Origin of the sequence: Nocardia sp. NPDC051981, assembly GCF_040680715.1 — a bacterium.
Taxonomy (GTDB): Bacteria; Actinomycetota; Actinomycetes; order Mycobacteriales; family Mycobacteriaceae; genus Nocardia.
This window is the reverse complement of the sequence record NZ_JBFAXK010000005.1, coordinates 336663-350890: the sequence shown is the minus strand read 5'-3', so window position 1 is coordinate 350890 and position 14228 is coordinate 336663. Positions and strand designations below refer to the sequence as shown.

11 protein-coding genes are annotated in these 14228 nt (G+C 70.0%); 4 read left to right on the top strand and 7 right to left on the bottom strand.

From position 1 onward, the window contains the following. The first annotated feature begins 42 nt into the window (after positions 1-42). Positions 43-1002 carry a LysR family transcriptional regulator gene (locus AB0L60_RS12995; RefSeq protein WP_364611864.1) on the top strand — a complete coding sequence of 320 codons (960 nt, stop codon included), beginning with the start codon at positions 43-45 and terminating at the stop codon, positions 1000-1002. A gap of 181 nt (positions 1003-1183) precedes the next feature. Continuing rightward, the gene (locus AB0L60_RS12990; RefSeq protein WP_364611861.1) at positions 1184-2302 is read left to right on the top strand and encodes a PLP-dependent cysteine synthase family protein; all 1119 of its coding nucleotides are present in this window, start codon (positions 1184-1186) and stop codon (positions 2300-2302) included. A gap of 27 nt (positions 2303-2329) precedes the next feature. Here the strand turns inward: AB0L60_RS12990 and AB0L60_RS12985 are convergent, their stop codons facing one another. Beyond that, complete coding sequence (locus tag AB0L60_RS12985; RefSeq protein ID WP_364611858.1) at positions 2330-3529, bottom strand: erythromycin esterase family protein; 1200 nt, start codon at positions 3527-3529, stop codon at positions 2330-2332. A gap of 112 nt (positions 3530-3641) precedes the next feature. On the opposite strand from AB0L60_RS12985, the gene AB0L60_RS12980 reads away from it, so the two are divergent. Continuing rightward, positions 3642-4361: a MerR family transcriptional regulator gene (locus AB0L60_RS12980; protein WP_364612026.1), complete on the top strand. Its 720-nt coding sequence runs from the start codon at positions 3642-3644 to the stop codon at positions 4359-4361. A 399-nt stretch (positions 4362-4760) separates the two neighbouring features. On the opposite strand, the gene AB0L60_RS12975 is transcribed toward AB0L60_RS12980, so the two are convergent. Together AB0L60_RS12975 and AB0L60_RS12970 are read right to left on the bottom strand one after the other, a co-directional pair. Beyond that, a complete protein-coding gene (locus AB0L60_RS12975) occupies positions 4761-5162 on the bottom strand; it encodes a nuclear transport factor 2 family protein (protein WP_364611855.1) in 402 nt (133 codons plus the stop codon). Between the two features lie 50 nt (positions 5163-5212). After that, on the bottom strand, positions 5213-5791 hold the full coding sequence (locus AB0L60_RS12970; protein ID WP_364611852.1) for a TetR/AcrR family transcriptional regulator: 579 nt from the start codon (positions 5789-5791) through the stop codon (positions 5213-5215). 42 nt (positions 5792-5833) lie between these two features. Between AB0L60_RS12970 and AB0L60_RS12965 the strand changes: the two genes are divergently transcribed. After that, entirely contained in the window at positions 5834-6691 is an 858-nt protein-coding gene (locus AB0L60_RS12965; protein WP_364611849.1) for a phytanoyl-CoA dioxygenase family protein, read from the top strand. A 3-nt stretch (positions 6692-6694) separates the two neighbouring features. Here the strand turns inward: AB0L60_RS12965 and AB0L60_RS12960 are convergent, their stop codons facing one another. The 4 genes from AB0L60_RS12960 to AB0L60_RS12945 all read right to left on the bottom strand — a co-directional run bounded on the left by AB0L60_RS12960 (position 6695) and on the right by AB0L60_RS12945 (position 14095). Beyond that, positions 6695-6859, bottom strand: a complete 165-nt coding sequence (locus tag AB0L60_RS12960) for a hypothetical protein (protein WP_364611846.1) — start codon at positions 6857-6859, stop codon at positions 6695-6697. A 210-nt stretch (positions 6860-7069) separates the two neighbouring features. Next, entirely contained in the window at positions 7070-8713 is a 1644-nt protein-coding gene (locus AB0L60_RS12955) for a DEAD/DEAH box helicase (RefSeq protein WP_364611843.1), read from the bottom strand. Between the two features lie 127 nt (positions 8714-8840). Then, positions 8841-10196, bottom strand: a complete 1356-nt coding sequence (locus tag AB0L60_RS12950) for a M1 family metallopeptidase (RefSeq protein ID WP_364611840.1) — start codon at positions 10194-10196, stop codon at positions 8841-8843. Next, positions 10196-14095, bottom strand: coding sequence for a Pls/PosA family non-ribosomal peptide synthetase (locus AB0L60_RS12945; RefSeq protein ID WP_364611837.1), 3900 nt, complete (start codon positions 14093-14095; stop codon positions 10196-10198). The genes AB0L60_RS12950 and AB0L60_RS12945 overlap by 1 nt, the downstream gene beginning before the upstream one ends. Positions 14096-14228: the final 133 nt, after the last annotated feature.

The window sequence follows — 14228 nt, the reverse complement described above, 5'->3', positions numbered from 1 at the left end:
CCTTTCCCGGCCCCACGACCTGGTGTGCCTAGGATGGGGACCATGCTGGAGATCAGGCAGCTGAAGATCTTCAGGGCGGTCGCGCGGACCGGGTCCTACTCCGCCGCCGCCCGCCAGCTCGGCTACACCCAGCCGGCGATCAGCCAGCAGATCAAGGCCATGGAACGCGTGCTCGGCACCCCGCTGGTGACCCGGTCGGGTCATCAGCTGCAGCTCACCGAGGCCGGTGCGGCACTGGCCCGGCACGCCGCGACCGTGCTCGGCAGTCTCGACGCGGCCGAGGCCGAGATCAGGGCGCTCACCGAACTGCGGGCCGGGACGGTCCGGCTGGCGGCGTTTCCGAGCGCGTGCAATCTGCTGGTGCCCAAGACCATTGCGCGCATCCAGGCCGCGGAACCGCGGCTGAAGGTCGCCCTGATCGAGGCCGAGCCGCCGGAATCGGTGGCCATGCTGCGGGCGGGGGAGTGCGAGATCGCGATCGTCTTCGACTATCCGCACGGCAAGGTGCCGGACAGCGAAAGCTCCTGTGACGCAGCCAGCCCCGACCTCTCCGAGCTGAATGCGCACACCCTGCTCACCGATCGGCTGCGGGCACTGCTGCCGGTGGGGCACCGCCTGGCGGGGACCGCGCGCACCACCCCGATGCAGCTGTCGGAACTGGCGAAGGAGACCTGGATCGCGGGCTGCCCGCAGTGCCGCGGACACCTCGTCGACGCCTGCGCGGACGCGGGATTCCATCCGGACATCGCCTATGCCACCGAGAATCCGGGCGCGGTAGCCGGATTGGTCGCCGAGGGACTGGGTGTCGCGCTGGCCACCGAACTCGCGCTGTCCGGTGTGCCGGCGCCGGGGGCGGTGCGCTCGCTGCCGGTGGAACCCGCCATGGAGCGGCGGGTGCTGGCGGTCACCCTGCCCAAACTCGAGGCGGTTCCGGCGGTGCGCGCGGTCATCGGCGGACTGCGGGAGTCCGCGCGGCTGGTGGAGGCCGCCGTCTCGCACTAGCCCGATGATGGCCTGGGCGTACCGGTCACCGCACCGGGCCATTAGCGGAGCTTTCACCCCCTATTACAGATGCTTGGGAAATATCGCCCCAGGTCACACTGGGAAGCCCTGATTCCCGGCTAGCGTCGAAGCTGCCCTGCTCCGCTTCGCGGGCCTGAACCGGAAGGACACCGAGATCGCTGTGATCCAGGACGACACGCTCGTCGACGAGACCGACATCGACCGCTCCGACCCGGAGTACCGGAGCTGGCTGCGCGAGGCCGTACGCAAGGTGCAGGCCGATGGCAACCGCTCCGCCGACACCCACCTGCTCACCATCCCGCTACCGCCGGAATGGGGCATCGACCTCTACCTCAAGGACGAATCCACCCATCCCACCGGCAGTCTCAAGCATCGGCTGGCGCGGTCCCTGTTCCTGTACGCGCTGTGCAACGGCTGGCTGCGGCCCGGTCGCCCGGTGGTGGAGGCGTCCAGTGGATCCACCGCGGTGTCGGAGGCGTACTTCGCCAAGCTGATCGGCGTGCCGTTCATCGCCGTCATGGCGCGCTCCACCGTGCGGTCCAAGATCGACCTGATCGAATTCCACGGCGGCGCCTGCCATCTCGTCGACGACCCCAGCGAGGTGTACGAGGTCGCGGCCCGGCTCGCCCGGGAACAGGGCGGCCATTACATGGACCAGTTCACCTATGCCGAGCGCGCCACCGACTGGCGGGGCAACAACAATATCGCCGAATCGATCTTCCGTCAGCTCGAACAGGAGCGTTACCCCGAACCGAGCTGGATCGTCGCCACCGCGGGTACCGGCGGCACCTCCGCCACCCTGGCCCGCTACGTCCACTACACCCAGCGCGACACCGGCATCTGCGTCGCCGACCCCGAAAACTCGGCGTTCCTGGAAGGCTGGCGCACCCTCGACCGAAACACCACCTCCGCCAAGGGATCCCGCATCGAGGGCATCGGCCGCCAGCGCATCGAACCCAGCTTCCTCCCGCACGCCGTCGACCGCATGATCCGCGTCCCCGATGCCGCCTCGGTCGCCACCGTCCACCTCCTGCAACGCCTGCTCGGCCGCCGCTGCGGCGCCTCCACCGGCACCGGGGTCTGGGCCGCCTGCGCCGTCATCTCCGGCATGCTCGCCCGAGGCGACCGGGGCAGCGTCGTCACGCTCCTCTGCGACCCGGGCGAACGCTATCTCGACAAGTACTACAGCGAGGCCTGGCTCGCGGGACAGGGCATCGATCCGGCGCCGTATTCTGCTCGGCTGGAACATTTTCTGCTCACGGGCGAGCTCTCCCGTTGATGCATCGGTTCGTTGCCGACGGCTCCGCTACCAATACTGATGGCGCTTTCCGTCGGTGTCGGCGATGAAGACGACCGCGGCCGCGCCGGACAGGTCGGCGGGGGTGAGTGGGATGTGGCCGGGCACAATCGGTGTGCTCGTGCCGGTGGACGGGGAGAGTGCGGCGCGCAGGGGAGGCGCCGGGAAGAGGCTGCGGTGGGGTGTGGCTGCCGCCAGTGAGTGCTGGAGCGTGTTCGGGTCGGGGGCGGGGCTGGCGTCGGTCGCCACGAACAGGTAGCGGTCCGCCAGCGTCATGTGGACGAGCGCACCGGCATTCCCCCAGCTCTTGGCGTCATCGTGGGCGGGACTCAGGTGGGCGTTGTGGGCGAAGACCAGGGATGGGCCCCGGTGTTGCTCCTGGGCGACTATGGCGAGCAGGTTGTCGGCCATCATTTCGGCGCGGACGCTGAGGACGGTGTCGATGCGGTCGGGAGTGTCGGTGGCCATGGCGGCGTGAAAGCGGAGCAGGCCCTGGGCGGTGCGGGCGTAGGACACGGCTCGGTCGTAGGCGGCGGGGTCGGCGGGGCGCAATCCGGGGGAGGCGCGGTGCAGTGCGCCGGCGAGATCGTCGGCGAGGAGGCGGAGGGCGTGTGCTCGGGGGGAGTTGCCGATGGAAGCCGCCGGGTCGTACATGGCGGCCGGATTCGTCCAGTCGGCGTCCTCACCGGCCAATTCGTCGAGTTTGCCGACTGATTCGGGACGCAGGGCGTCGGGCAGGCAGTCGGCGGCCCGGGCGAGAGCATGGCGTGGGCCGGGGGCGCCGGCGTATTCCACCGGGGCATCGAAGCCGTGGAAATGCACCCGATCCTCCGACGCCCGGGCGGCATTGTGCGCGCGGAGCCATTCGACGAGTTCGCGATTGCCAGGCACCGCGCCGAAACCGTGGCTGAACCCGGTGGCGAGCACGGTGTCGATCTCGGTGGACGCGCCGCACACGTAGTCGTCGACAATGGACGCGGCGAAGTAGTCGGTCTCCAAAACGATTGACCGGTAACCCCGTTCGACGAGGTGACCGAGAACGTCGTTGCGCAGCAGCGGGAATGCGGCGATGCCATGTGTCGGCTCGCCGAGCGCGAACAGGGCGGGCGGTTCGGTGTGGGTGGCGAGCAGGTCGTCGAGGGCGCGGCCCAGGTTTTCCGGGTTGTCGATCGGGCGGCCGATGGCCTGTATTGCGGTGGCAGTGGACATGGAGACCCCTTCCAGAAGGAACTGCCTTTGACACTATCGTTGAAGGTTCGAGTGAAACTTGACCGAGTATGACCACGTATCGGGTGTTCGAACCCTCAAACGGAGGTGCGATCTGCGACCCATCGATCTCGCGCGCGAACATGGATTGTCCGCACAGGCCATCCGCAACTACGACGAGGCAGGCATCCTCCCGCCCACCGAACGCAGCGACACGGGCTACCGGCTCTACACACCCCTGCATGCCCAGGCCCTGCGCGCCTTCCTGGCGTTACGCCGTGGCCACGGCCATCAGCCGGCCACCGACATCATGCGCGCAATCAACCGCCGCGACACCGAAGCCGCCTACCGGCTCATCGACGCCACTCACCTCGCCCTGCACACCGAACGCGCCACCCGAGCCGACGTCGCGAGGGCCCTGCACAGCCTGTCCGCCCCGATCCCGCCGGATACCCCGCGCAGGCCGCTGACCGTGGGCGAACTCGCCCGCCGCCTCGACCTGCACCCGGCGACCCTGCGCACCTGGGAAACCGAGGGCATCCTGCATCCCGACCGCGATCGCGCCACCGGCTACCGCCACTACGGCCCGGACTGCGTTCGCGACGCCGAAATCGCCCGCCAACTGCGCCGCGGCAACTACCAGCTGTCCCAGATCTGTCAATTCCTCGACGCACTCCGAACCGCAGGCGGCACAGCAGCTCTGACCGTCTTCCTCGACGCCTGGCAAGAACGCCTGACCACCCGCGGCCGCGACCTCCTCACCGGCGCAGCCCAAATCGACGCCTACCTCACGCTGCTCGATCAGCGCGGCCCCGAGGCGATCCGGGATCGGTGATGGCCATGTTCCCGGGGGACAGGGACTTTCGGCCGTAATGGAATCCCGCGGCACGCGGCATGCTCGACGGCAGCGATCGGAGCAAGGGCACATCGTCCGGAGTAGAGCGGGAAGGAGGTGGTCGATCGGACGGATCCACAGCGGTGACCCCACGCCCCCGTTGCATCTTCGGTGTTATCAGACGTTCGTTCAACGGGGGCATCCGCGCGTCCGCGGTGGGTCAGGGCAGGGGCGCGGTCCAATGGACCCGGGTGCCGCCGGATCCGCCCGCCTCGATACCGAAACTGCCGCAGCGGTTTCGGCTCCTCGATGAACAGGCACCCCGTACTCGTGCGGCCGATCGCCGATGAGCACCCGGGTGGCGGTTCGGGGAGCGAGCGCCTCGGGTTTGCCAGAGCGTCAGGGATGGAGGGGCTGCCGGCGCGGGACGACGCGGCGATGGCTTATGCGCCAGCCGGAAGCGGTGCGGACGACGATGTCCGTGTAGGTGACACTGGCGGTGGTGCCGTCGGTCGCGACCGCGAGGCCCTTCGACAGGGCCTGCACGGTATCGGAATTGGTCGGCGACACCACGATATTGGTGACGTGATGCCCCAGCGGGTTGCCGTCGCCCAGCTGGAGTGCCATGTCGCGCAGGGCGTCCCGGCCGGCGACCACGCCCGCGCCGTAGGCGGTCAGGTCGTAGGCGATGTCCTCGGTGAAGACCTCCCCGAAGCGGTCGAAGGCGCCGGCATCGCTGAGATGTCCGTGCAGGGCGAGCAATTCGTGAATGGCCAGCCGGTCGGCCGTGGAGATCGACATAGCACGCAGTGATACGCGGCCGCGGGCGCGATCGCCAGTTCTTTTGCGGATCAGGGCAGGGACAGCGACGCGGCGGTGAAGCCCCAAAGGCGTTCGGCGGCAAGGTCGACGGGCGGACGGGGGTGCACGCGCAGCTGCTGGGCGATGCCGTGACGCAGGCCGCCGATGACATACGCGCCCGCGCTGTCGGGGTCGAGATCAGCGGGGATCTCGCCGGTGGCCTGCCCGCGGCGGATATTCGTGGCGGCCGCGTCGCCGAGATTGCGGATGTAGACGGCCTCGATCTCGGTGAGGCCCGGATCGGGCGCCGCGCGGTTGAGCAGCAGCGCCGCAAGCGGGTGCTCGAAGTGGAAGGCCACGAAACAGTGGGTGCGGTCGCGCTCGCGGGTGGCCCAGTCGCCGTCGGCCGGGAGCCGGTCATCGGCGATGGCCCGGCTCAGGCCGTCGTAGAAGTCGTCCCAGATGGCCGCCAGCAGACCGACTTTGGAGCCGAAGTGGTGGTAGAGCGCGCCGGTGCTCAGGCCGGTGCGGCGGGTCAGCGCGCTCAGCTCCAGGGTGCCGTTGGCATGGACCAGTTCGTCGCGGGCGGCGTCGAGTAGTTGTTGACGTCCTATCGGTGCTCGTGCCACAGTCGAACAATAACAGAACTCAGTTATGTAAAGGATGGCGGGATGGGCGCGAAGGTGACATCGCTACGCGATCTGGACGGCGATCTGGCCGGAACCTACCGGCGCACCGAGAGCAGCGGCGCGAGCGTGGACCCGGCGGTGGCCGAGGCCGATCTGGCCGCCGTCGAGCGGGACGGCTATGTGATCCTGCACGACATGCTGACTCCGGCCGAGCTCGACCGGATCCGGGAAAGTGTTGTGCCACTGCTGGATCGGATCGGCCGGAACAATTTCGAGGGGCACTCGACACAGCGCATCTACAGCGTGCTGAACAAGACTCGCGCCTGCGACCGCATCGCCGACCACCCGCGGGTGCTGGCCCTGCTGGACCGGCTGTTCCTGCCGAACTACCTGCTGTCCATGCTGCAGGTGATCAACATCCTGCCCGGCGAGCAGGCGCAGATGCTGCACACCGACGATGGCTTCTACCCGCTGCCGCGGCCGCGAAAGGGGTTGGGGGCGGCCACCATCTGGGCCATCGACGACTTCACCGCCGAGAACGGCGCGACCGACATCATTCCGGGCAGCCACCTGTGGGGCGACCGCCTGCCCGGGGAATCCGACCGTCGCGAACCGGTGGTGATGCCGGCGGGTAGCTGCGTATTCTTCGTCGGCACCCTGTGGCACGGTGGCGGCGCGAATCGCTCCCCGAATCCCCGCCTCGCGCTCACCGCCCAATACTGCGAACCGTGGCTGCGCCCCCAGGAAGCGTTCACGCTCTCCATGACCCGCGATACGGTCCGCGCGGTGTCCGAGGATATTCGCCGAATGCTCGGCTACAGCATTCATCCGCCGTTCATCGGACAGGTCGACGGTATGCACCCCAAGCGGCTCCTGGAACCCGGCGCACCCGCTCTGTAGTGCTCAGCTGGCCAGTTCCCGGGCCAGCTGCACGGCCGCTTTCATATCCGGCGCGTACCCCACCCGCCACTGCAGCCGATCGACCGGCGTCACCGAGACCCGATAGCGATTCTCGACCCGTTCGAACTTGACGATGACCCGCTCACTCAATGGGGCGTCGGTCTTCATGACTTGTCTCCTGACCCCTGTAAGAGCGTCCGGGACGATAGATGAGAATTCACGAGGTAAGAGCGGGTAGCTGCTCGCTATCTAGTAACTGTAGAAAAAAACCGCGCCCGCTAGACACGGGCAAATGTCACATTCTGGACGCACTCTCCCGAGCGCCGCCGCGCCGCGAGCGCACCAGCGAGGTGGCCGCGGCGGCGGTCGTCGGGGGCGTCAGTTGCCGCGACGACGGCGAGGGGCGCCGTCGGTGCGCTGGGATGCGGTCCGGCCGGAGGTGCCGCGGGTACGCGGTTCGGCGGGGGCACCCTGCCGCGCATTGGCCGTGCCGCGGCGCTCGGTCCGGGTGCGGGAGCCCTGGTTCTCGTCGCGGCTGACGCCGGTGCGCGGGTTGCGGCCGTTCGAGGTGCTCGTGGCCGAGGCGCGAGGCTTGCCGCCGGCGCGGCCTGCCGCGCGGCGCGCGGGCCGGCCGTCGGTGGCGGTGTCGGGCTTCCGGGCCGCGGGGCGGTCGGGGGTGCGCGCATCGTCGGTGTTCTGGGAGCCCTGCCTGCGGCGGTTCCGAGGTGCGTTCTGCTTGGCATCGGTCGCGGCCGGGCGGGTCCGCTTCTTGGCCTGGCGGGCTCCCCGCGTGGGCGAGGCGGCCGACGTGTCCACGCGGTGCGGTGCGGCGGCCGCGGGGAGGGCGACCAGCGGGGCCACCTCACCGATCAGCTGCGTGACCGCCGGGGAGTCGGCGGTGACCGGCTGCGGGGTGGCGGTGATCTTGGCCTTGCGCATCAGGGCGGCGAGGTCGGTGCGCTGGTCGGGCAGGACCAGGGTGATGACGTCGCCGTGGTTGCCGGCGCGGGCGGTGCGGCCGGAGCGGTGCAGGTAGGCCTTGTGCTCGGCGGGCGGATCCACGTGGACCACGAGTTCGACGCCGTCGACGTGGACGCCGCGGGCCGCGACATCGGTGGCGACCAGGACCTTGGCGGTGCCGGCGGCGAATGCGGCGAGGTTGCGATCGCGGGCCGGCTGGGTGAGATTGCCGTGCAGATCGACGGCGGGGATGCCGGCGGTGGTGAGCTGGCGGGCCAGCTTGCGGGCCTGATGCTTGGTGCGGGTGAACAGGATTCGGCGTTCGGACCCGGAGGCCAGGCGGTGCACGACCGCGCGCTTGGCCTCCGTGGTCGGCACCTCGAACACGTGGTGGGTCATGGCGGCGACCGGCGAATTCGCTTCGTCCACAGCGTGTTTCACGGCCCCGGGGAGGAACCGCTGGACCAGCTTATTGACGCCGTTGTCCAGGGTGGCCGAGAACAGCAGGCGCTGACCGTCTTCGGGCGTCGCGGCCAGGATGCGGGTGACGCCCGGCAGGAAGCCCAGATCGGCCATGTGGTCGGCCTCGTCGATGATGGTGATCTCGACCGAGTCCAGGCTGATCAGGTCCTGCCGCATCAGATCCTCGAGCCGGCCCGGGCAGGCGATGACGATGTCCACGCCCCGCTTCAGCGCCTGCACCTGCCGATGTTGGGAGACGCCGCCGAAGATGGTGGTCACCGACATGCGGTAGGCGGCCGCGAGCGGTTCCAGGGTGGCCGCGATCTGGGTCGCCAGTTCCCGGGTCGGCGCGAGCACGAGCCCGGCCGGGTGATTCGGCGCACACCGCCCGCCGCGCGCGCCCAGCCGATCCACCATCGGGATCGAGAAGGCGAGGGTCTTCCCGCTGCCGGTCCGCCCGCGGCCGAGCACGTCCCGCCCGGCCAGCGAATCGGGCAGGGTGTCGGCCTGGATCGGGAACGGCTCGGTGATACCGGCGGCATCGAGCGCGCGGACGAGCGGTTCACGCACGCCGAGCGCGGCGAAGGAGGACGAATTCATAGGTGTGGCAGTGCCTTCGAAAAGTGCTGGTCGCGCAGCGGAATCACTGCTAGCGAGGAGTTAGCGAAGTCTGGCGCACGATGTGACCGTGCCACATCCATGATCAACTTCTGGGTTCGCCCGAAGTCTACCCGGTAGGCGTTTCCGCCCCGTATGCGGGGAGGGGCGGCAATGCGGGCAGCGGCCGCGCCGACAGCCAGGCGTCCCAGAGCGGCCGCAGCGAGGCCGCGCTGTAATGCCCTGTCAGGTCGGTGAATTCCTCGGTGGTGATCGAGGCGTGGCGATACCGCGCGGTCCACTCGCGCAGCAGATCGAAGAAGACGGAATCACCGAGTGTGAGCCGCAACGCATGCAGTGTGAGCGCACCGCGCTTGTACACCCGGTCGTCGAACATGTGGTCCGGTCCGGGGTCGGCGAGCAGGAGGTCCTGCGGCAGCCGCGCCAGATTCCGGTGTGCGGTGCGCGCCAGCTGGTCCGCGCTCGGCCCGCCGGCCGCCTCCGACCAGATCCATTCCGCGTAACAGGCGAAGCCTTCGTGCAGCCAGATGTCGCGCCACCGCGCGATGGTCAGGCTGTTGCCGAACCACTGGTGGGCCAGCTCGTGCGCGACCAGCCGCTCGTAGCCGCGCCGCCCGTCGCAGTGGTTCGCCCCGAAGACCGAAATGCCCTGCGCCTCAATGGGAATCTCGAGTTCGTCATCGGTGACCACCACCGTGTACGCCTCGAACGGGTACGGCCCGAACTTCTCGGCGAAGACCTCCATCATGCGCGGCTGCCGCGCGAAGTCGTGCTCGAAGGCGGTGCGCAGCCGCGGCGGCAGCACCGCCTGCATGGGCACCGCGCCGCGCGGCGAGTCGACCCGCTGCTTGCGGTAGTGGCCGATCTGGATGGTGGCGAGGTAGGTGGACATCGGCTCGGGCTGCTCGTACACCCAGGTGGTCTGGCTGGCCTTGGTCTGCTTGCGCACCAGGGTGCCGTTGGCCTGCGCGTAGTACGGCGAGTCGGTGGTGATCGAAATCCGATAGCTGGCCTTGGAACTCGGGTGGTCGTCACACGGGAACCAGGAGGCCGCGCCATTGGGCTGGCTGGCCACCAGCACGCCGTCGGTGAGTTCCTCCCACCCGACCTCGCCCCACGGGCCGCGCAGCGGCCGAGGCGGGCCCGCGTACTGCACGGTGAGCGCCAGCACCCCGCCCGCCGGAATCCGCTGCCGCGGCGTGATCACCAATTTGCCGCGCTGATGGGTGAATTTGGCGGGCTTGGCCCCGTTCACGAACACCTTGGACACCGCCAGCGCCTGAGACAGGTCCAGCGCGAACCGATCTCGCACCCCGGTGGTGACCGCGGTGATGTCGGCCCGCCCGGCCAGCCGGTTACTGGCGACCTTGTACACCAGCTCCAGCTCGTAGCGGGAGACCCGGTAGCCGCGATTCCCGTTCTGCGGCAGGTAATCGTCGATGGGCTGGTCGAGCCGGTCGGGCATCACCGACCGCCCTCCGGCCAGGGCGCGATGGGGTTGCCCCACCAGCGCGTGGACGGCGGCACGCTGTCGCCGCGCATGACCAGCGAGGCCGGTCCGATGGTCGCGCCCGCGCCGATCACGCTGGCGGGCAGCGCGACACAGTGCGGTCCGAGAGTGGCGCCCGCACCGAGGGTGACGGTGTCCATGGCCATGATGCGGTCGTGGAACAGATGGGTCTGCACGACGCAGCCGCGTTCCACGGTCGCGCCGTCACCGAGTGTCACCAGGTCAGCCTCCGGAAGCCAATAGGATTCGCACCATACCCCGCGGCCGATGGTGGCGCCGAGTCCACGCAACCAGACATTCAGCACGGGCGTACCGGTGGCGGCGCGCGCGAACCACGGCGCGGCGACATGCTCCACGAAGGTGTCGGCGACCTCGTTCCGCCACACGAACGAACTCCACAGCGGATGTTCCTCGGTGCGAATGCGGCCCACCAGCAGCCATTTCGCCAGCACCGAGGCCGCGCCGGCCGCCGCGCCCGCCGCCAGCAGCACTACACCGCTGAGCAGTGCCGCGGCCAGTTGGCCGAGGGTCTGGGCCAGCCAGGCCAGGGCGAACAGCACACCGAGGCCGATCGCGAAGGTCACGAACACCGGGATCAACCGGCAGGTCTCCACCACCGCGCGGGCCACGCGCAGCCGGAACGGCGGATCGAAGGTGCGTGCGGTGTCACCGGATTCGGCGGCGCGGCGCAGGCGGGTCGGCGGGCTGCCCAGCCACGACGAACCGGCCTTCGCCTTGGACGGCGCGGCCGACAGCACGGCGACCAGGCCGTTCTTGGGCACCCGCCGCCCGGGCGCGGTCATGCCGGAGTTGCCGAGGAAGGCGCGCTTGCCGACCTTGGCCTCGCCGATGCGCATCCAGCCGCCGCCGAGTTCGTAACTGGCGACCATGGTGTCGTCGGCCAGGAACGCGCCGTCGGCGACCACGGTGAACTTCGGCAGCAGCAGGACCGTCGAAACCTCCACGCGCTTGCCGACCTTCGCGCCCAGCAGGCGCAGCCAGACCGGAGTCAGCAGGCTGGCGTAGAGCGGGAACAGGAAGGTGCGCGCGGAATCCAGCAGTCGTTCGGTGGCCCACGCCTGCCAGCCCTGGCGGCTGCGCACGGGGTGATGGCCCTCGGTCAGCCCGATGCCGAGCAGCCGCACGGCCACGATGGTGACCGCCGCGTACACGCCCAGCACCAGCAGCATGGCCACCGGCAGGACGGCGAAGGCGCGTTCGAATCCGGCTGCCAGCGTCCGGGTGTCGCGAATCCACCAGGCGATCAGCAGACCGCCGGTGCCCAGCGCGAAGATCGGCACCGCAGCCAGCACCATGGAGGTGATGCCGAAGATCGCCACCCAGTGCGCGGCCCGTGCGGGCGTCTCGTCGGGCCAGCGGTGCTGTGCCCGGCCGACTTTCACGGCGGGGGAGCCCGCCCACTCCTGTTCGGCCTTCACCTTGCCCGACACCGAGGAGCCGGGCGCGATCTCGGCATTGCGGCCGATCCTGGTGCCGGGCAGCAGGATCGAGCGGGCGCCGACCACCGCGCCCGGCCCGATCTCGATCGGCCCGATGTGCACGAGATCGCCGTCGATCCAGAAGCCGGACAGGTCCACCTCGGGTTCGACGCTGCAGCCGTCGCCCAGTTCCAGCATGCCGGTGACCGGCGGCAGCGTGTGCAGGTCGACGCCCCGGCCCACCCTCGCGCCCAGCGCCCGCGCGAAGGGCACCATCCACGGTGCGCCCGACAGATTCTCGGCGCCGCTGGCCTCGGACAGTCGCATGGCCGTCCACAGCCGCAGGTGGACCCGCCCGCCGCGGGGGTAGGTGCCCGCGCGCACGCCGCGCAGCAGCAGCCGGGAACCGGCCACGCACAGCGCCATCCGGCCGGGCGGGGAGATGAAGAGCAGGAACGCCACCAGCATCCACCACCACGACAGGTGCGGCAGCCACGGCAGCGAACCCGACCGGGCGGCGACATTGCCGACGATCGCCAGCCAGGTCAGCCATTGCAGACCGGTCAGGGTGGTGAGCGGAATCGTCGCCAGCACCTGGAACAGCTGTGCCGACCGGGGCACCGGCCGGACCAGTCGCTCCTCGACCGCGGCGGTCGGCGCGAAACCGTCGAGCAGGGCGGCCAGAGCGCCCAGTCGCGGATGGTCGTAGAGGTCCGCGACGGCGATGCGCGGCTGCCGTTCCCGCAGCGCCGCCACCAGCTGGGCGGCCGCCAGCGAGCCACCGCCCAGATCGAAGAAGTCGGCGTCCGGGTCGGTGACCTCCGCGCCGAGAATCGAATCCCACAGTCCCGCGACCCACCGCTCGGTCTCGGATAGACCGTTCTCGGGGGTGGCGGCGATGGCCTTGGGCAGCGGCCAGGGCAGCGCGTCGCGGTCGACCTTGCCGGAGGTACGGGTGGGCAGTTCCCCGACCACGGCCAGCCGCGGCACCAGCGGGGCAGGAAGCTGTTCGGCGAGAATGGTTCTCGCGGCGGTGAGGTCGAAATCGGCGCCGGGTCCGGTCAGGTAGCCGACCAGGATCTTGTTGCCCGCCTTGGTGGTCCGGATCGCGGCCGCCGCGCCCGTCACACCCGGCAGATGCTGCAGCGCGTTGTCGATCTCGCCGAGCTCGATGCGGCGGCCACCCAGTTTGATCTGATCGTCGGCCCGGCCCAGGAAGACCAGTCCCTCGCGATCGTTGCGCACCAGATCGCCACTGCGGTAGGCGCGTTCCCAGCCGACCGACGGCAGCGGCGCGTACTTCTCCGCATCCTTGGCCGGGTCGAGATAGCGCGCCAGCCCGACGCCGCCGATGACCAGCTCACCGGATTCGCCCTCGCCCACCGGATCTCCGGCCGCGTCGACGACGGTCAGGTCCCAGCCGTCCAGCGGCAGCCCGATCCGGATGGGGAAGCCGCCGTCCAGCAGCGCGGCGCAGGCCACCACGGTGGCCTCGGTGGGGCCATAGGTGTTCCACACCTCGCGCTCGGAATCCTGGTCGCCGGCAAGCCGTTCGGCCAGCTCGGGCGGCACCGCCTCACCGCCGAAGATGAGCAGCCGCACGGGCTCGAGCGCCTCGGCGGGCCAGGTGGCCGCCAGCGTGGGCACGGTCGAGACGATGCTGATCTCCCGGCGGACCAGCCACGGCCCCAGATCGGCGCCGGTCCGCACCAGCGCGCGCGGCGCCGGGACCAGGCAGGCGCCGTTGCGCCACGCCAGCCACATCTCCTCGCACGAGGCGTCGAAGGCGACCGACAGTCCGGCCAGCACCCGATCCCCGGGACCGATCGGCGCGTCCTGGAGGAACAGCCGTGCCTCGGCATCGACGAACGCCGCGGCATTGCGATGGGTCACCGCAACACCTTTCGGTGTGCCGGTGGAGCCGGAGGTGAAGATGATCCACGCGTCGTCGGCGGGCGTGGGCGCGGCCGTCGACATCACGCCGTCGCCGGATTCCCTTGCCACTCCGGTGGATTCGATCCCGGCCGCGGTCACGATGGCCGAGACCCGGGCCTCCCCGAACACCAGCCGGGCGCGTTCGTCGGGATCATCGGCGTCCACCGGCACGTACGCGGCTCCGGCGTGCAGGACCGCGAGGATCGTGATGTACAGCCCGCGCGTGCCGGACGGCATCCGCACCCCGACCCGGTCGCCCGCCCGCACCCCGGCCGCGGCCAGGCGCTCGACCTCGAGCGCGATCTCCGCGAGCAGCTCCGCGTATCCGAGTTCCACCTCACCGTCGTCGAGGGCGGGTGCGTCGGGGTACGCCGCGGCGGTGGCGGCGAGAATATCGACCAGGGTGCGGGCCGGCGGTGCGAGGGCGGCCCGCAGCATCGGGTTCGCGACTATCTCGGTATCGGCCTGCTGTTGCGGCATTAGGTGCTCCCCACCTCTCGTGGAACCATCCGGCGCTTGTGCGTTGGTTGTTTCATACGAGAGTTACCGACAGGCAAACTGTGAGGCGGCCATTGGTCCACGGTACCGGTACGTCCCGGTCGTCCCGTGTTCA